Source organism: Streptomyces sp. NPDC091412, assembly GCF_044756885.1.
Lineage (GTDB): Bacteria > Actinomycetota > Actinomycetes > Streptomycetales > Streptomycetaceae > Streptomyces.
Window position 1 is genome coordinate 20,356 of record NZ_JBIVTV010000031.1, and the last position, 18,518, is coordinate 38,873.

The 18,518-nt window shown below is 72.9% G+C and carries 13 protein-coding genes; 6 read left to right on the forward strand and 7 right to left on the reverse strand.

Translation table 11 applies throughout. The features are described from left to right. Positions 1–50: 50 nt before the first annotated feature. Positions 51–986, reverse strand: a complete 936-nt coding sequence (locus tag ACIQMV_RS37020) for a LysR family transcriptional regulator (protein ID WP_141364748.1) — start codon at positions 984–986, stop codon at positions 51–53. A 94-nt stretch (positions 987–1,080) separates the two neighbouring features. On the opposite strand from ACIQMV_RS37020, the gene mdlC reads away from it, so the two are divergent. The 3 genes from mdlC to ACIQMV_RS37035 are packed head-to-tail and all read left to right on the forward strand — an operon-like array spanning position 1,081 to position 5,446. Then, positions 1,081–2,661 (forward strand): benzoylformate decarboxylase, encoded by a 1,581-nt coding sequence (gene mdlC, locus ACIQMV_RS37025; RefSeq protein WP_402597469.1) that lies wholly within the window; start codon positions 1,081–1,083, stop codon positions 2,659–2,661. Positions 2,662–2,691: 30 nt separating this feature from the next. Further along, positions 2,692–4,146 carry a benzaldehyde dehydrogenase gene (locus tag ACIQMV_RS37030; RefSeq protein ID WP_402597470.1) on the forward strand — a complete coding sequence of 485 codons (1,455 nt, stop codon included), beginning with the start codon at positions 2,692–2,694 and terminating at the stop codon, positions 4,144–4,146. Positions 4,147–4,195: 49 nt separating this feature from the next. Beyond that, complete coding sequence (locus ACIQMV_RS37035; protein WP_402597471.1) at positions 4,196–5,446, forward strand: MFS transporter; 1,251 nt, start codon at positions 4,196–4,198, stop codon at positions 5,444–5,446. A gap of 134 nt (positions 5,447–5,580) precedes the next feature. Here the strand turns inward: ACIQMV_RS37035 and ACIQMV_RS37040 are convergent, their stop codons facing one another. Together ACIQMV_RS37040 and ACIQMV_RS37045 are read right to left on the reverse strand one after the other, a co-directional pair. After that, positions 5,581–8,370 carry a SpoIIE family protein phosphatase gene (locus ACIQMV_RS37040; RefSeq protein WP_402597472.1) on the reverse strand — a complete coding sequence of 930 codons (2,790 nt, stop codon included), beginning with the start codon at positions 8,368–8,370 and terminating at the stop codon, positions 5,581–5,583. A 1,109-nt stretch (positions 8,371–9,479) separates the two neighbouring features. Beyond that, the gene (locus ACIQMV_RS37045) at positions 9,480–10,049 is read right to left on the reverse strand and encodes a TetR/AcrR family transcriptional regulator (protein WP_141364737.1); all 570 of its coding nucleotides are present in this window, start codon (positions 10,047–10,049) and stop codon (positions 9,480–9,482) included. Between the two features lie 218 nt (positions 10,050–10,267). Here ACIQMV_RS37045 and ACIQMV_RS37050 point away from each other — a divergent pair, with 218 nt between their 5' ends. Beyond that, positions 10,268–11,419 (forward strand): alpha-lytic protease prodomain-containing protein, encoded by a 1,152-nt coding sequence (locus ACIQMV_RS37050; RefSeq protein ID WP_402597473.1) that lies wholly within the window; start codon positions 10,268–10,270, stop codon positions 11,417–11,419. A 134-nt stretch (positions 11,420–11,553) separates the two neighbouring features. Here the strand turns inward: ACIQMV_RS37050 and ACIQMV_RS37055 are convergent, their stop codons facing one another. Both ACIQMV_RS37055 and ACIQMV_RS37060 read right to left on the reverse strand, forming a co-directional pair. Then, positions 11,554–12,765 (reverse strand): FAD-dependent oxidoreductase, encoded by a 1,212-nt coding sequence (locus ACIQMV_RS37055; protein ID WP_402597499.1) that lies wholly within the window; start codon positions 12,763–12,765, stop codon positions 11,554–11,556. 339 nt (positions 12,766–13,104) lie between these two features. Then, a complete protein-coding gene (locus ACIQMV_RS37060) occupies positions 13,105–13,317 on the reverse strand; it encodes a hypothetical protein (RefSeq protein ID WP_401778013.1) in 213 nt (70 codons plus the stop codon). Between the two features lie 135 nt (positions 13,318–13,452). Here ACIQMV_RS37060 and ACIQMV_RS37065 point away from each other — a divergent pair, with 135 nt between their 5' ends. After that, positions 13,453–14,184, forward strand: coding sequence for a L,D-transpeptidase family protein (locus ACIQMV_RS37065; protein ID WP_402597475.1), 732 nt, complete (start codon positions 13,453–13,455; stop codon positions 14,182–14,184). A gap of 28 nt (positions 14,185–14,212) precedes the next feature. Here the strand turns inward: ACIQMV_RS37065 and ACIQMV_RS37070 are convergent, their stop codons facing one another. Then, positions 14,213–14,668: an ATP-binding protein gene (locus ACIQMV_RS37070; protein WP_141364729.1), complete on the reverse strand. Its 456-nt coding sequence runs from the start codon at positions 14,666–14,668 to the stop codon at positions 14,213–14,215. Between the two features lie 240 nt (positions 14,669–14,908). Between ACIQMV_RS37070 and ACIQMV_RS37075 the strand changes: the two genes are divergently transcribed. Beyond that, on the forward strand, positions 14,909–15,748 hold the full coding sequence (locus ACIQMV_RS37075; RefSeq protein ID WP_402597477.1) for an ABC transporter ATP-binding protein: 840 nt from the start codon (positions 14,909–14,911) through the stop codon (positions 15,746–15,748). Between the two features lie 379 nt (positions 15,749–16,127). Here ACIQMV_RS37075 and ACIQMV_RS37080 read toward each other — a convergent pair whose 3' ends face one another. After that, positions 16,128–18,155, reverse strand: coding sequence for a DUF1996 domain-containing protein (locus tag ACIQMV_RS37080; protein WP_402597479.1), 2,028 nt, complete (start codon positions 18,153–18,155; stop codon positions 16,128–16,130). Positions 18,156–18,518: the final 363 nt, after the last annotated feature.

Genomic DNA, 18,518 nt, shown 5'->3' on the forward strand with positions numbered 1-18,518 from the left:
GGTTGGCCTACGCGCCTCACGCCGATGGCGGGCACGGTGCGCGACGCGGCCTACGGGGCGGCGGACGGGGGCAGCTGGGCCGGGCTCACCCGCTCCCCCAGGACCTCGGACATGAACTGCACCAGCCACCGCTGGGAGGGGCTGCGCGAGGACTCGTGCCGGGCGTACAGCGCCACCTCGATCGGCTCGGTGTCGAACGGGAGCCGGACCATGCGCAGTTGGTGGGAGGAGGCGAAGACCTCGCCGACGTACTCGGGGACGATGGCGATCAGGTCGGTCTGCTCCAGCAGGTAGGGCAGCATCGAGAAGCGGGTGGCGTCCACCACCACCCGGTCCAGCAGCCCGTGCGCGGCGAGCACGGCACGCGGGACGACGTGCCCGCTGGGGCCGAAGACGGTGGCGTGGGATTCGGCCGCGAGCTCGGCCAGGGTGACCGACTCGCCCCGCACCCGCGGGTGGTCGGCGGCGACCATGCCGACGTAGCGCTCGTGGAAGAGCGGGATCCGCACGGTCCGGTGGGAGGTCAGCACCGGGGTGGCCACGAACGCGTCGAGGTCGCCGCGGCGCAGCTGGTGCTCCGCCTCGTCGACGTCCAGCGGCCGCACGGTGAAGGACACCCCGGGCGCCCGTTCACGGGCCGCGGCCAGCAGACGCGGCAGCAGGGTCACCTCGCCCAGGTCGGACAGGGCCAGCGTGAACCGCCCGCACATGACCCCGGGATCGAAGACGTCGGCCTGGCGGACCGTGCTGTCGATGTCGGCCAGCGCGCGCTGCAACGGCTCGTACAGCCGGAGGGCTCCGGCGGTGGGCGTCAGCCCGCGTCCGGTGCGCCGGAACAGCTCGTCGCCGAAGTGCCGGCGCAGCTTGCCCAGGCTGTAGCTGACGGTGGGCTGGGTGACGTGGAGCGTGTCGGCGGTGACCGTGACGCTGCCGGTCTCGTACAGCAGCACGAAGACGCGGGCGAGGTTGAGGTCGAAGGTCCTCATATCGAAGCAGTCTATATCGCGAAGGTAAAAGATTTATTGGTGCTCATGTCGGCGCTTGCCTAGCGTGGCGTGCGTCACTCCGAAAGGAACGTCTGTGCCTTCCGTACGCCGCCTCTCCCACGAGTTCCTGGAGCGCCAGGGCCTCACCACCGTGTTCGGCAACCCCGGCTCCAACGAGCTGCCCTTCCTCGCCGAACTCCCCGCCGGCTTCCGCTATGTCCTGGGCCTGCACGAGGGCGCCGTCGTCGGCATGGCCGACGGGTACGCGCAGGCGACCGGCCGGCCCGTCCTGGTCAATCTGCACGCGGCGTCCGGCTCCGGGAACGCGATGGGCGCGCTGACGAACGCCGTGGCCTCCCGCACCCCGCTCGTGATCGTCGCCGGCCAGCAGGTGCGCTCCGCCGTCGGTCCGGAGGCCAACCTGTCCAACGTGGACGCCCCGGCGCTGATGAGGCCGCTGGTCGGCTGGGCGGCCGAGCCGGCATGCGCCCAGGACGTGCCGCGCGCCCTCGCGCAGGCCGTCTTCGAGGCGCAGCTCCAGCGGCGTCCGACGTATCTGTCCGTCCCCTACGACGACTGGGCGGCCGACGCCGGCGACAACGCCCTGGCGGTCCTCGACCGGCGGGTCGGCCGCGCTTCCGTCCCCGACGGGGAGCAGGGCCGCCGGCTGGCCGAGCAGGTCGCCTCCGCCCGGCGGCCCGCGCTCGTGCTGGGCGGGGACATCGACTCGGCCGGCCTGTTCGACGACGCCGTCCGGCTGGCCGAGCGCCTGGGCGGCCCGGTGTGGGCGGCCCCCTCGCAGTTCCGGCTGCCCTTCCCCAACCGGCACCCCCTCTTCCGCGGGGTACTGCCCGCCGGGATCGCGCCGGTCAGCGAGGCGTTCGAGGGCCACGACCTGGTCCTGGTGCTCGGCGCGCCGGTGTTCCGCTACCACGAGCACCTCCCCGGCCGGTACCTGCCCGAGGGCACCCGGCTGATCCAGGTGACCGAGGACGCCTCCGCCGCCGCGCGGGCGCCGATGGGCGAGGCCCTGGTCGCCGACCCCGGAGCGGTCATCGGCCTGCTCCTGAAGCTGCTCGACGGCCGCGAGGCACCCGCAGGCGCCTTCCGGCCCGCGCCCGAACCGCCCACGGGCGACGGCTCCCGGCTGCACCCCGAGCAGGTCTTCGCCGCGCTGCGCGACGAACTGCCCGAGGACACCGCCTACGTGGTTGAGTCGACGTCGACGAACGCCTCCTGGTGGCGCCAGATGGACCTGCGCCGACCCGGCTCCTACTACTTCCCGGCGGCCGGCGGACTCGGGTTCGGGCTGCCCGGCGCGGTCGGGGTCGCCATGGGGCAGCCGGGCCGGCCGGTGGTCGGCGTCATCGGGGACGGCTCGGCCAACTACGGCATCACCGCCCTGTGGACGGCCGCCCAGCACCGCCTCCCGCTGACCGTCGTCCTGCTGCGCAACGGCACGTACGGGGCACTGCGCTGGTTCGGCGGCCTGCTGGGCGTGCCGGACGCCCCCGGCCTGGACATCCCCGGCCTGGACTTCACCCGTATCGCCGAGGGATACGGCGTCCGGGCCCGGCACGTCGGCGACGCCGAGGAGCTGCGGGCCGCCCTCGCCGAGCGCCCGGACCACCCGCGGCTGCTCCAGGTGGACACCGCGCTCACCACCCCGTCCTGATCCGCCCCTGTGCACAAGAGAGGAAACGCGATGGCACTCCTGGACAGCGACGTCTGGGCCAAGAAGTTCTTCAGCGACGGCTGGAGGGACGCCTCCGGCGAGCAGCCGGTCGTCGAACCCGCGACCGGCGAACAGCTCGCGACGGCGGGCCTGGCCACCGCCGAGGACGTACGGCGTGCGTCCGCCCGCGCGGCCGAGGCGCAGCGCGACTGGGCGGCGACCTCCCCGCAGCGGCGGGCCGCCGTACTGCGCCGGGCGGGCGAGCTGCTGGCCGAGCACGCAGCCGAGATCGAGGACTGGCTGGTGCGCGAGGCCGGGTCCGTACGGGCCAAGGCGGCCTTCGAGGCGCGGCTCGCCGTGGGCGAGTGCTTCGAGTGCGCGGGCCTGCCGACGCACCCGCAGGGCGAGGTGCTCACCTCCGAGGACGCCCGCTGGTCCCTCTCCCGGCGCCGCCCGGCCGGTGTCGTCAGTGTCATCGCGCCCTTCAACTTCCCGCTCGTCCTGGGCCTGCGCTCGGTGGCGCCGGCGCTCGCCCTGGGCAACGCGGTGCTGCTCAAGCCGGACCCGCGCACCGCGGTGAGCGGTGGTGTCGTCATCGCGCGCGTCTTCGAGAAGGCGGGCCTGCCGACCGGGGTGCTGCACCTGCTGCCGGGCGACGGCTCGGTCGGCCGGGCCGTCGTCGAGGCGCCCGAGGTCCGGGTGGTCTCCTTCACCGGCTCGACTCCGGTCGGGCGGGCGATCGGCGAGCAGGCCGGGCGCCTGCTCAAGCGGGCCCACCTGGAGCTGGGCGGGAACAACGCGCTGGTCGTGCTGCCCGGGGCGGACGTGCCGAAGGCGGCCTCGGCCGGCGCCTTCGGCTCCTATCTGCACCAGGGCCAGATCTGCATGACGACCGGCCGCCACATCGTCCACGAGTCGCTGCTGGAGGAGTACACCGCGGCGCTCGCCGCGAAGGCCGCGGCCCTGCCGGTCGGCGATCCGGCCCGCGAGGACGTCGCGCTCGGCCCGATCATCGACCGGCGCCAGCTCGAACGGGTGCACGGCATCGTCACCGACAGCGTCGCCGCGGGGGCGACCCTCGCCGCGGGCGGCGAGATCGTCGGCGCGGGCTACCGGGCCACTGTGCTGAGCGGCCTGACGACCGACATGCCGGCCTGGCGCGAGGAGATCTTCGGGCCCGTCGCGCCCGTCATCGGCTTCTCGACGCTGGAGGAGGCCGCGCGGATCGTCAACGACTGCGAGTACGGGCTGTCCGTGGGGATCCTCGGCGACGTGGGGACGGCGATGAAGCTCGCCGACCGGATCGACTCCGGCAAGGTCCACATCAACGAGCAGACCGTCAGCGACGAGCCCAACGCCCCCTTCGGCGGGGTCAAGGCCTCCGGCACCGGGTCCCGGTTCGGGGGCGCCGCCGCCAACGTCGAGGCCTTCACCGAGACCCAGTGGGTCACCGTCCGGCCCGACATCGCCGACTACCCGTTCTGATCCGCCCGTCCTCGCCCGTCCGCTCCCGTCCCCAGGGGGGAACGTCCCTATGTCATCCGCCGTCTCGTCCCCGACGACCGCGCAGTCCGGCACCGCCGGGAGAAGCACCTGGACCGTGGTCCTGTGCTGGATCACCGTCATGCTGGAGGGCTACGACCTCGTCGTCCTCGGCGCCATCATCCCGACCCTGCTCAAGACCCGTCACCTCGGCATGACCGCGGGCGACGCCACCATGATCGCGACGCTGTCGCTCGTCGGCGTCGCCATCGGCGCCGTCTGCGTCGGCCCGCTGGCCGACCGGCTGGGGCGCCGCCTGCTGCTCATCGCGTCGGTGGTGGTGTTCTCGGTGTTCACCATCGTGGTGCCGCTGGCCGGCTCCGTGACGATGTTCGCCGTCCTCCGGCTCATCGCCGGTCTGGGCCTGGGCGCCTGCATGCCGGTGTCGCTCACGATGATGGCCGAGCACATGCCGGCCAGCCGGCGTGCCCGGGCCAGCACCCTGACCATGACCGGCTATCACACCGGTGCCGTGATCACTTCCCTGCTGGCCCTCCAGGTGACCGACAACTGGCAGATCCTGTTCTACGTCCTCGGCGTGGCCGGGCTCGTCGTCGCCGTCATCCAGTGGTTCCGGCTGCCGGAGTCGGAGGCCTTCATGCGGGCCAAGCAGGCGGCCGGGGCGCAGCGGGTCCCGTTCACCGAGCTGCTCAAGCCGGCCTACCTGCGCGCGGGCATAGGCATCTGGGTCGCCTCGTTCATGGGGCTGCTGCTGGTCTACGGCCTGAACACCTGGTTGCCCAAGCTGATGAACGACGCCGGTTACCCCGTCCCCACGGCCGTCACCCAGCTCCTGGTGCTCAACGTCGGCGGCGTCGTCGGCCTGATCGTCGGCGGCTTCGTGGCCGACCGGCGGGGCATCAAGGGGACCATACTCGGCTGGTTCGCGGTGTCCGTGGTCATGCTCGGTTGCCTGAGCATCAAGATGAACAGCAACCTCCTGCTGAACGTCGTCGTCTTCCTCACCGGCGTGTTCGTCTTCTCCGCCATGGTGCTCGTCTACGCCTACGTGACGCACTTCTACCCGGCCGCGGTGCGCGGGACCGCCCTCGGCTCGGCCTCCGGCATCGGCCGGATCGGCTCGATCGTCGGCCCGACGATCACCGGGGCCCTGGTCGCCTCCGGCATCGGCCACCCGTGGGGCTTCTACTTCTTCGCCGTGGTCGCGGTACTCGGCTTCCTGGCCGTGCTGACCCTGCCGCGGCACGCTCCGCGGCCGGAGGCCGCCGGGGTCACCGCCTGACGCGTCCGGTCACCCTTTGCGACGGCGCGGGACCGCCCACCGGGCGGGCCCGCGCCGTCACCGCTTCGAGGCCGGCCGACCGACCGCGCCTGTGCGCATGACGCCGGACGCCGGGGCGGGGCGGGGGTCACCTGTCATCCCGCCCGGTCGCCCGTCGTCTGGCCGGGGAACACCGGTGTCCGCGGGACGGTGGGCCAGCCGTCGACGGGAGACGCGATCGTCCCGGACACGGTCGTACCCGGGTCCTCGCCGCCCTCGGGCAGGGCGAGTTCGGCCCAGATCACCTTTCCGTGCGGGGAGTAGCGGGTGCCCCAGTGCTCGGTCATCTGCGACACCAGGAACAGACCGCGGCCGCCCTCCTCGGTCGTCGCGGCGTAGCGCAGGTGCGGCGAGGTGCTGGTGCCGTCGGAGACCTCGCAGATCAGCGTGCGGTCGCGGATCAGCCGGACGTGGATCGGCGCACCGCCGTAGCGGATGGCGTTGGTGACGAGTTCGCTCAGCACGAGTTCCATGCTGAAGCCGAGCTCGGACAGGCCCCACTCGTCGAGTGTGCGGGCGGCCGCGACGCGGACCCGGGCGACGGCGGCCGGGTCGGGCGGCACGTCCCACTCGGCGACCCGGTCGCAGGGCAGCGCCCGGGTCCGGGCGATCAGCAGGGCGACGTCGTCCTTGGGACGCGCGGGCAGCAGCGTGTCCAGCACCGCCTGGCAGCTCTGCTCCGGCGAGCGGTCGGGGTGGCCCGCGAGGGCCTGGCGCAGCAGTTCCATGCCGACGTCCAGGTCTCGCCGGCGGTCCTCGATGAGACCGTCGGTGTACAGGGCGAGCTGGGTGCCTTCGGGGAGCTCCAGCTCGGCCGTCCGGAACGGCATGCCGCCCAGGCCGAGCGGCGGCCCGTGCGGCAGATCCGGGAAGGTGACGTCGCCGTCCGGGCTGACCAGCGCGGGCGCGAGATGACCGGCGCGCGCCATGGCGCAGCGGCGCGTCACGGGATCGTAGATCGCGTACAGACAGGTGGCTCCGACGACGGCCGCGGCGGCGCCGGTGGAGGCCTCGTCCTGGTCGATGCGGCCGACGAGGTCGTCCAGGTGGCTCAGCAGCTCGTCGGGGGGCAGGTCGAGCGTGGAGAAGTTGTGCACCGCGGTCCGCAGCCGTCCCATGGTGGCGGCGGCGTGCAGGCCGTGCCCGACCACGTCCCCGACGACCAGGGCGACCCGTCCGCCGGGCAGCGGGATCACGTCGAACCAGTCACCGCTCACACCCGACTGGGCGGGCAGATAGCGGTAGCCGACCTCCAGCGCGCTCAGCTCGGGCAGGGCCCGTGGTAGCAGGCTGCGCTGGAGGGTGACCGCGAGCGCGTGCTCGCGGGCGTAGCGGCGGGCGTTGTCGATGCTGACCGCGGCCCGGGCCACCAGTTCCTCGGCCAGGGACAGCTCCTCCTCGTCGAACGGGCCGCGCTCCTTGCGGCGCCAGAAGTTGGCCATGCCCAGCACGACACCGCGGGCCTGGATCGGGGCCGAGATCAGCGAGTGGATGCCGTAGTCGACGATCGCCTTGGTGCGCTCCGGATCCTGCGCCTGCCAGCCGTACGCCGACGACAGGTCCGTCACCAGTTCCACGTGGCCGGTGTCGTAGCTGCGGGCCTGGGGCGTGGACGGCAGGAAGTCGATCAGCCGGCCCTTCTCGTAGAGCGGCGCGTCGTCCTGGACACCGCGTACGGCGATGCGGCGCAGGCCCGTCGCCGTGCCGGCGGGCTCCTCGCCCCGCAGTACGCCCTCGGCGAGGTCCACGGAGACGTAGTCGGCGAAGCGGGGGACGGCGACCTGGGCGAGTTCGTCGACGGTGCGGGAGACGTCGAGGGTGGTGCCGATGCCCAGGCCGGCGTCGTAGAGCAGTTCGAGCCGTTCCCGGGCCACCTGGGCCCGGCCGGAGATGGCTTGGAGTTCGGTGGAGTCGCGGAGCGTCACCACTGTTCGCCGCCCGCCTCCGTCGCTGTGCGTGGGCCGCTGGTTGACCGCCAGCAGCCGGGATCCGGCGAGGTGCACCTCGTCGGTGGCCATGCGGCCCGAGGTGAGCAGTTCGACCGTTTCCGGTTCCAGCGTCGGGAACTGCGCCACCTGCCTGCCCTCGGCGTCCGACGGCAGCTCCAGCAGCCGCTTGGCCTCGTCGTTCGCCAGCAGCAGCCGCCCGTCGTCACCGACGATGAGCACTCCTTCGCGTACGGAGTGCAGCACCGCGTCGTGGTGGTCGTACATGCGGGTCATCTCGTCCGGGGCGAGGCTGTGGGTCTGCCGCCGCAGCCGCCTGCCGACCAGCGCCGTCACGCCGGTGGCCAGGCCCAGCGCCGCCGCCCCGGCGCCCAGGATGATCGGGATCTGCCGGTTCACCTGGCTGGTCACGTGCTTGACCTGGAGGCCTGCGGAGACCAGCGCCACCACGCGGCTGCCGTCCCTGATGGGAACGGTGGCCTGTACCTCGTCGCCGAGCGGCCCGTGGACGGTCTCGGTGTAGACCTTGCCGGCCAGCGACGGCTCGATGGCGCCGACGAAACGGTGGCCGATGCGGTCCGGCAGGGGGTGGGTGTAGCGGATGCCGTTCGTGTCCATGACGACGATGAAGTCGACCCCCGCGGACCTGCGCGCCGCCTCCGTGAGGGGCTGGAGCACCTTCGACGGGCCGGGCGTCCGCAGTGCGCTCACGACACCCGGGGAGTGCGCGAAGGTCTGCGCCACCGCCACGGAACGGCGCTTGGCCTCGGCGTTGACGTCCCGCTGCGACTGAAGGACGAGGGAGAAGACGGCGAAAGCCACAAGCAGCGCCACCAGCGCCACCTGCAGAACGAACACCTGTCCGGCGACGCTTCGCGGGCTCTTTCCCAGCAGCGAGCGCAGCGATATGCGTCGAAGACGGGTAAAACGGTCGACCATCCGGCATTTGTAACATCCGCCCTCCCCCATCGTCACGACTTCCACGATTGATCGTTCAGCGGGAGCCCTGCGCGAACCGTGCGGGGAACCCCGAATCCCAAGCGTTGCGGCGGGTGAAAGCGCTGTCCGCGACAGCGAGGACGAATTCGGCGGGGCGGTCGCCGACGCGACGGTGGACCTCGGCACCGGGGTGCGGAACGTCCGCTTGCGGCCACGGAGCGTAGCGACCGCGCTCCCTCGCCGACCGGCCGGGCAGCCGGGCAGCCGGGCAGCCGGGCGCCGTGGACGGCACCGGCCGCGTGGCCGACGCCGGCACCGTCGCCGATGGTCCGATGCGTGAGGAGGCACGCTGCGCCTGGGGACCGGCGCAGAGGCCGGAGCGCCGGCTCAGCGGGGCCGCCCACGGCCCAGAACCGCAGCCGTCCGGCAAGCTGGGACCGGGGGCGCACTCGGGCCATCGCGGGCGAGCACCGAACGCGGCGTCACGCACAAGGCAGACCGCCGCGCGGCACCCCGAACGCTCACACCATGCGCGCCACACCCGCGCGCGGACACGCGGACTCACCGCACCACGCGCGACCGCAGGCACGGCAGCCACCAGACGCGCGTTCCTCCGCCCGCGGCCCACGTGGGCCCCACGACCGGTCAGTCGGCACGGTCGCGTTGCAGCACGGCAGCGTGCGGGCACATCGGGATGCACGGCCGCATCCGCACTGGGGCGGGCTCACGCACCGCTCCACCGCACGGCTGCCACCAGAGGCGCACCCACCCGCACGGGGGCCTGCGGACGCCATAGCCCGACAGGCGACCCAGGCCGCGGGACAACCCGCAGCCGACGTGGAGACGCCGGAGCCGTGCACGGACAGTCCGACTCACCGCACCGCACAACCCGGGCTGCCATCAGGGCCCGCCAGCCCCACACGAGCCACATCCCCGGGCAGGTGGCGCGGGCGTCAGCTCCACACGAGCCGCGGCCCCGCACAACCGACGTGGATGCCTTGCATACACGCGCCGGCACGCAGACGGGCACGTGCCGCAGCCGTACGTCTCGCCGCCGGGCGCGTGCCGTCCGTGCGCTCAGTGGCCCACGCGTGTCGCGGCGCGGGCGCTCACCCTGGCGGCCAGGTGCGCAGCATCGTGTCGAGGCGGTCGAGGATCCAGGTCCAGGTTTCCTGCGGGGCCGGGGCGCTGTGGGCGAAGCCGCCGGCCAGTTCCAGGCTGACGTAGCCGTGGAAGACGCTGCCCAGGAGCCGGACGGCGTGGGTCTCGTCCGGCTCGGCCAGGTCGTAGCCGCGCAGGATCGCGCGGGTCATCTGCGCGTGCCTGCCCCCGGCGCTCGCGGCGGCGGTCTCCGGGTCCAGCCGGAGCCGCGCCGCCGCGTAGCGGCCGGGATGCTCCCGGGCGTATGCGCGGTAGACGTTCGCGAAGGCGGCGAGGGCGTCCTTGCCGGCCCGCCCGGCCAGCGCGTCGGCGGCCCGGTCCGCGAGTTCCTCCAGGGCGAGCAGGGCGATCCGCGTCTTGAGGTCCTGGGAGTTCTTCAGGTGCGAGTACAGGCTCGCGGCCTTGACGTCGAACCGCCGGGCGAGGGCCGAGACGGTCACGTGCTCGAAGCCGACCTCGTCCGCCAGCTCCGCCCCCGCCCTGACCAGGCGTTCCGTGGTCAACCCCGCACGCGCCATGCCGCTCCTCCCACCCGAGCCTCCAAGAACCTGAAGCTATTGAATATCTGCCTAAGCCCATTAGGCAAACGGGACGACGGGCGGGCCCCGCGCGAATCCCCAACTTGGCATGGACCTGATTACCCAGTCCCGCTAAGCTGCTCCCCGACCCGGGTGAGAGCGCTCTCAGGTCGCGGTTGTTCCACCCCCACCTCGCTGGAACGACGAAGGGCACCCCTGTGAGACGCACCAGACTCCACCGCGTGGCCGTGGCCGCACTCGTACTGCTCGGCAGCTGGGCCGTGGCGGGCACCCCGACGGCCGGTGCGGCGACCCCCGCCACCGCACCCACCACCTCCCCCGGCCTGCTCCAGGCGATGCAGCGGGACCTGGGACTCTCGGCGCAGCAGGCCGAGGCGCGGCTGGCGGCGGAACGCATCGCGACGGCAGCGGAACCGAAGGCCCGCGGGGCCGCAGGATCCGCCTACGGCGGCTCGTGGTTCGACGACGAGACCGGCCGGCTCACCGTGGCCGTCACCTCCGGCGCCTCCGAGTCGACCCTGCGCGCCGTCCGCACCACCGGCGCCACGGTCCGCACCGTCCAGCACAGCGCACGGCAGCTGGACACGGCCAAGGCCCGCCTCGACAGCACGTCGGCACCCCAGGGCGTGAGCGGCTGGCGGGTGGACCCGAAGGCCAACACGGTGGTCGTGGACGTCGTCCGCGCAGCGCGCTCCGACAACGATGTCCAACGCTTCCTCGCCCAGGCCCGCGCGGCCGGCCCCGTCACCGTCCGGACGGTCTCCGCACCGCCGCAGACCTTCGCGGCGGGCACCGTCGGCGGCGACCCCTACTACACCGGCAACGTCCGCTGCTCCATCGGCTTCTCGGTGTACGGCGGCTTCGTCACCGCCGGACACTGCGGCCAGCCGGGCGCCGGGGTGAGTGGCTGGGACGGCTCGTACATCGGCACCTTCCAGGGGTCCTCGTTCCCCGACAACGACTACGCCTGGGTCAGCGTCGGCAGCGGCTGGTGGACGGTTCCGGTGGTCCTCGGCTGGGGCACCGTCCCGGACCAGTTGGTGCGCGGCTCCGCCGTGGCACCCGTGGGCGCCTCGGTCTGCCGCTCCGGCTCGACGACGCACTGGCACTGCGGCACCGTGCTGGCGCTCAACGAGACGGTCAACTACAGCCAGGGCGCCGTGCACCAGCTGACGAAGACCAGCGTGTGCGCCGAACCGGGCGACTCCGGCGGCTCGTTCATCAGCGGTGACCAGGCCCAGGGCGTCACCTCCGGAGGCTGGGGCAACTGCTCCGGCGGCGGGGAGACCTGGTTCCAGCCGGTCAACGAGATCCTCAACCGCTACGGACTGACCCTGCACACCGCCTGACCCGCACTGGCGAGGGGGTTCCGGCCGGGCTCGGCCGGAACCCCCTTTGCGGCGAGGCGACGGGCCACGCGCAGTCAAAGGACGGCGAACGTGGTCAACGAACGGCGGACGTGGTCAACGAACGGCGCGCGCGGTCATCCGGCGTCGGCCACCCGCCGGACCCTGTCCCGGGCGACCCGGGCCGCGGCGAACCCGGTGCCGGCGACGAAGCGCATCATCGGCCCGAACATCGGAGCGGCCAGCGATCCGGTGAAGTACAGACCCGGCACCGACGATTCGAACCCCGGGCTCAGCCGTGGTGCCCTCGAACCCGGCACCAGCCTGAGCGCACGGCGCACCGCCGGCGACAGGAACGGAACGGCGTCCAGGTCCAGACGGTAGCCGGTGGCGGCCAGCACGTGGTCGGCGTCGAGCACCTCCGCCACGCCGCCCGGCCCAACAACGTCCAGCCGTACGACGGACCCGGCGGTCTCGGCCCGTACGACCCGGCGCGAGGTGCGCACCGGCACCACGCCCTCGACCCGGTCCCGCAGCCACCAGCCGCCCGACGGCCGCAACGCGCGCCGGAACAGCAGCAGTCGGGCCGCGGCCGGCAGTCGCCGTACGGCGCCGGGGGCCCGGCAGACCGCGGCCAGGATCCAGCCCGTGCCCAGGGGCGAGGAGGGCCTGCCGATCCGCCGCACCCAGGACCGCGCCTGCTCCGGGGCGTTCCCCCACAGCACATCGCTCTCCCGGACCAGCACCTGCGCCCGCGCACCGGACTCGTGGAGCAGTGCGGCGCTCTCCAGGGCGGACTGGCCCCCGCCGACCACGGCGACCCGGCGGCCGGCGTACCGGGACAGGTCGGTGTGCTGGCTGGTGTGCGACACCGGCGCGTCGGGCCCCGGGCCTTCGGGCACGAGGCCGCGCAACTCGCCGGGTATGTGGGCCAGTCCGTTCAGGCCGGTGGCCACGACCACGGCGGCGGCGGCGAGTTCCTGTCCGTCGTCCAGCCGTACGGCGAACCCCGAACCGGACGCGGCCAGGTCGACGGCCGCCACGCGGGCCGGCTCCACCTCACCGACGTACTGCTTCTGGAACCACTGTCCGTAGCGTACGAACACCTCGCAGGGGATGGGCGTCAGCTCGGTCAGCTCCGGCTCACCGTGCACCTGGAGGAAGTCCGCCAGCCGCCCGCCCGGCTCCGGTGCGGACAGATCGACGGCGTCCGGCGTCGACTTCAGGAACATCCCGGTCGCCATGGCGTGCCGCCAACTGCCCATGACCTCCCCGAAGACCCGCACCGGGACCCCCGCTCCGCGCAGGTGCGCGGCGACCGACAGCCCGTAGGGCCCCGCCCCGACCACCACGACCGGAAGCGCTCGGCGCCCCCGCTGCGCTCCCCCGTGGGCAGGCCGCTGCCCCGGAAGCGACTGCGTCATGCATCCCCCCGCTGGTCCCCTCGCCGCCTTCCCCAAGGCCGGCGTGACACTTCGGGATGTGCGCGCCGGCAGAGCACCGCCGCGCGTCTCCCCCCTCCGCCGCTCAGTGTTACCCATCGACCGGTGCCGAAATGCGATATGGGGGCACGTTGCCAAAAATTGGTCGAAGCGTTTACCGGCCGCACCGCGCGGGCCTCGACGGAACGGAGGACGAACACCCGGCTCCCGTCCTCGCGGCGGAGGACGGGAGCCGGATGCCAGGACCTACCGGTCCGTGGCGGCGGGAGAGCCGACCGCGGGTGGCGCGGTCATCAGCTTCCCGAACAACGCCATGCAGGTGGAACAGTGTCCAGCCCGCTGTGCGCTCGCGCCGTCGACGTGCTGACCCAGTTTCTGGCCGCACAGGGTGGTGGTCGTGCGCTTGGCCATGACGTGCCAGACCAGAGCCCCACCGGGCTTCTCTACTCCTGCACACATCTCATACATGATCGGCTCCACTCCCTCGATGGACGCCTCTCTCACTCAAGGAGATACCGACTGGGCCATCCGCACGCAGCCACGGGCGGCCATTCAGGTGAAAAACGCGCCGGGGGCGGTGCCATCATGGGGCCCATGCGAAAAGGCGGAGCGTTGCGGACGGCGGCCGTGGTGGCGGCCGGTGGGGCGCTGGCGATGTCGCTGACGGCGTGCGGCGACCCGGGTCACCGGCGCGCGGCCGGCCACGGCGGGCAGGCGGAGCACGCACCCGGACGCGACGTGCCCCCGCGGCGGGTGCCGGGCATCGGTGACCGGATGTGGCATCGGGTGCCGGCCGGGTCCCGCCAGGTGGTCGCGGTCTACGGCGCGGGCCCGGACTCCCCCGACTCGACAGTCGCGCTCTTCACCGAGCACGGCTCACGCTGGGAGCGGACGGCTTCGTGGCCGGCCCACAACGGCCGGAAGGGCTGGACGACGGACCATCACGAGGGCGACCAGCGCACCCCCGTGGGGGTGTTCACGCTGAGCGACGCCGGCGGCGTGCTCGAGGACCCCGGGGCCAAACTGCCGTACACCCGGTCCGCCGCGCTCCAGGCTCCCCGGTACTGGACGAAGAACGCCTGGCACGACTTCGACTACGTCATCGCCGTCGACTTCAACCGCGTCAAGGGAACGCCGCCCAACGACCCCACCCGGCCCGAAGGACAGTCCAGGGGCGGCGGCATCTGGCTGCACATGGACCACGGCAGCGGCACGTCCGCGTGCGTGACCCTGTCCAAGTCGGCGATGCGGTATCTGCTGCGCTCCCTCGATCCGCGTCAGCACCCGGTCGTGGTCATGGGGGACACGGGGGAACTCGACGCCTGACGCCGCGCGGCCGCCGGCCGGTGCCGCCTCACGGGCGCGCGGCGTCGAGCAGGCTGATGCGGGCGATGACGCGCTTGCCCACCGGCTCGCGCCGCACCTCGAACCGCTCCACCACGGCCATCACGATCTCCAGACCGTGCTGGCCCACCCGCCCCGGGTCGGCGGCCCGGGCCACGGGCAGCACCGGATCGCTGTCCCAGACCGCGATGTCCACGGCGTCCCCGGCGATCCGCAGGTCCATCAGGATGGGGCCGGAGGCGTACTTGCGGGCGTTGGTGACCAGTTCGCTGACCACGAGCTGGGTCAGGTCCAGGGCCCGGTCCGAGACCGTCAGCCCATGGCCGGTCCGCGCCCGGCCCAGGAACTCGGCCGCGAGATGACGGGCCTCGGCGATGCACGCGGCGTCGCCGTCGAGGGCCGCCGCCACGCCTATCACGCCGGTGTCCGGCGCCGGCTCATCGTCACCGAGGAGGACGGATTCCATCCCAATCGCCTTCACCACCCTGTTCACGGCGTGCACATACCCCTCTTCCCGCCGGGCACGCGTGCGGCGTTCGTGTCGGCTTCGTCACAGGGGCGATCGCCCGGCGCGGCCCACCGGGCGGCAACCCGGAGGCGGCCGCGCCGCGTCCACGACCCGGACAGTTCGGCGACAAGGTGCCGGATGCATCTACCGTTCGTGGTGCCGGTCGAGCGACGGCCTCGACATCGAGGGGAGCCCAGGATGGCCGAGGACACCGAGGAGCGCACGACGCGGGAGCCCGGTACCGTCGTCGCCCTCCACGAGGTGGGCGTCCGCCGCTTCACGACCCGGCAGGTGATCCTGGACGGCGTCGACTGGACGGTGCGGGCGGGACAGCACTGGGCGCTGCTGGGCGCCAACGGCGCCGGGAAGACCACGCTGCTGCGGCTGCTCGGCGCCCTGATGCACCCCACGACCGGCAGCGTCGAGGTCCTCGGCGAGCTGCTGGGCCGCGTCGACGTGCGGGAACTGCGCGCGCGCATCGGGCACGTCACCACGGCGCAGCGCGTGCCCGGGGAACTCGACGCCCACACCGTCGTGCTGACCGGCCACACGGGCACGGTGCAGCCGCTGTGGCGGATGTACGACGAGGAGGTGCGGCAGCGCGCCCACGAACTGCTGGCCGAGCTGGAGATCAAGGACCTGGCCGACCGGCCGTACGGAGTCTGCTCGGGCGGGCAGCGGGCACGCGTCCTCATCGCCCGGGCCCTCATGGCCGAACCCGCCCTGCTGCTCCTCGACGAGCCCTTCAACGCCCTTGACCTGCCGTCCCGCGAGGATCTGGTCGAGGCCATGCACCGGCTCGCGGCGGGACGGCCGCGGCTCGCCACGGTGACGGTCACCCACCACCTCGAGGAGTTGTCCCCCGCCGTCAGTCACGCCCTGCTGCTGCGCGAGGGACGCATCCTGTCCCAGGGGCCCGTCGAGGACGTGCTGACCAGGCCGTGGCTGACCGCGTGCTTCGGCCGCACCATCGCGGTGAACCGGCACGAGGGCCGTTGGTGGGCCTATTCCGGGCGGCAGAATCCCGGGAGCGCATGAGGCGGGCAGCCGTCCGATCCGCCGTACCGGGTGGCCCGATGGCGCTTTCCACTACCCGAAGTAACGTGATCAACTTTGGCTCCTGGCTTTTCTCTCCAGTCAAGTCGGGCGCACCGTGCCGCCCGACGCCCCCGTGCGAAGGATCCCCATGCCGTCTCCAGACCCTGCCCTGCAGCAAGCGCATTCCGACTACGAACAGCACATGCAGACGTGCCGACAATGTCATGCACACGCCATTCCGTGCGCCGTGGCCAAGCACCTGATGCGTATCTACAACAACGCCCGAAGAGGGCTCGCCCGCGCCGAGTGACACCGAGGGGCGGTGGTGGGACCACGAGACCGGTCCCACCACCGCCCCCCTTCACGGCCGGTGGCGCCGTCAGACGGCGCCGTGCCTGATCCGGCGCAGCAGCACGATGCCCGCGGTCACGAGCACCGCCCCGGCGGCCGCGGGCCACAACCGGGCGCCGGTCTCGGCCAGGCTGCCCCTGACGGCCTGCGGTTCGGTCTGCGCACCGGCCGCCTGGCCGTTTCCGCCGGGAACCGGCGTGTAGGCGGGCGTGCCCACCTCGCCGCCGCCCCCGGTACCGGTCGCGCTCGTGGACGCGCCACCCGTGGCACTCCGCTCGGCCGCGTCCGAGGTGTCGGCCTTCGGCTCCACCGCACCGCCCGTCGGCTCCGCGGACTTCTCGCCCCCGGCGTCGCCCACGCCCGCCCCGGTCGCGCCGCCGTCGTCGGTCCGGCCCGCGCCCGTACCCGCGCCCTTGCCGGCGCCGCTTCCGGGCCGCGCGCCCGAGGTCTGCGTCGGCCTCCCTTCAGGCTCCTGCGGCTTCTGCGACTCCTGCGGCTCCCGCGGTTTCTCCGGCTGCTCGCCGGACTCCGAGCCCTGATCGGCCCCGGCGCCGCACTGACGGCCGCTGTTGATGCAGTCGACCATCCGGCGCATCAGGTCGTCGTCGAAGACGTTGATGAAGTCGCCGTGGTCCGTGCCCGGCTTGTGCAGTTGTTCGGGGAAGGAGTCCACCGCGAACAGCGGGGTGGTCGCACCCCCGTCGTCCAGGCTCGGGGCGTCGACGCCGTAGACGATGCGCTGCACGAGTTGCGGGATCGCCCGGAATCCGTCCGGGCAGTTGCCGTCGGCGCCGGCGAACGCCACGTGCGTACGGTGGTTGGCGCTGTCGGCGTTCCGGCCGTCCCAGCAGCTCTGGAACCTGAAGGTGCGCACCACGTCGCTGCCTCCGGGGCAGAGCGGGTACTTGTCCTTCAGCTGCCGGTCCTCGAAACCGGTGCAGGACCAGGACGCGTTGGCGTTGGCGGGGCCGTTGACGAACGCCTTGGCGTCTCCGGTGATGATGCGCAGGAAGCGCGGCATCTCCGTCACCTTGCCGCGCGGACTGCCCTCGAAGGACAGCGTCACCTGCTTCGGCGTCACGATCCGGCCCGCGTTGCCCTCGGTCCCGCCGCCGGGGGCGTCGGCGTCCCGCTCCCGGCTGCCGTCCTGCAGGCGCAGCACGGGCCAGTAGTAGGTGGACTTGTCGCCCTTGTCGGCGCAGCTCGTGTCACCGTTCGCCAGGTCCTGGTCGCTGGCGAAGGCGTTGTTGGCCTGGTTGCCGATGTAGTCGTGGAAGTGGTGGGCTCCGTTGGTGACGCCGGGGGCGACGATCACGTTGTCCGAGTTGAACAGACCGCCCTCGTTCACTCCGCAACTGGAGGCGAAGCTGCCGCGTGCGGCGTCCGCCGCCTCACGGGGCTTTCGCGCATCGCTCTGCACGGTGGTGATGTCCGCGTAGTCCGCGGCCACGGGGCCGTTGCCGGCCCGGCCTCCGCCGTCGGCGTCCTGCTGGGGTTCCTGCTGCCCGTCCCCCTGCGGGCTCTGCTCCTGGCCGGCCTGCTCCTGACCGGTCTCCTCGCCGCCGTCCTGGGTACCGGAGGTGCGCAGGGTGCAGGCCGCGAGGTCGTCGAGTCCCTCGGGCCGCTCCCCGGCCCGTTCGATCGCGTCGGCGATGGTCCCGATCGTCGCGGCACGCTGCTCCTTGAGCGGAGCCACGACCGTGTTCTCCACGGCGCCGACGTCGAGTCGCCCGTCCTGAACCGCGTCCTGCATCTGCTGGTACGCGCTCGCGATCTGCTGGTCCAGCACCGCGAGTTGCTCGTCGACGGTCGCCTTCGCCTCCTGCGGCACCGCGGTCAGCCCGGCTCCGACGTCCGGGCAGTCGATCGTGGCGCCTCCCGCCGCCGGACTCCGGTCACGGTCCGATTCCCCGGCGGACCGCACCGTCGATGTGTCTTCGGTGGCGGAGGCATACACGTTGGCGACCATCAGCCCGCCTCCGCCCAGGATGAGCGCCATCGCGCCGAGCGTGGCGCGCCGCGGGCCCGTGGGTCGTCTGCGCGTGTTGCGTCTCACCGAACTTCTCCTACGCGTCGTGGCCTGCCAGGAATGTGAATCCCCCCGTCCCATACGGAGTTCGGCCCGGGGATGTTCAAGCGCCCCGCGGATTCCCCGCATCGCACGTCCGGCGACGGTCAGCGCCTCGTGGATCGTCGTGTGGTGCGAACGCCCGTTCGGCGGGCATGACGAAAGCCCCACTCCCATCACGGGAGTGGGGCTCGTCCACGAGCGCCGGGCAGGCCTTGCACCTGCATCTCCCCGCAGGAAGCGGGGCGTCTTTCCTTGGACCACCAACGCACAGCTGATCACCGGGAGTTCCAGTGACTCGCTCAAGATCCAGCATAGCGCACATGGCCGGACCCGGCACGTCGCCGCGCG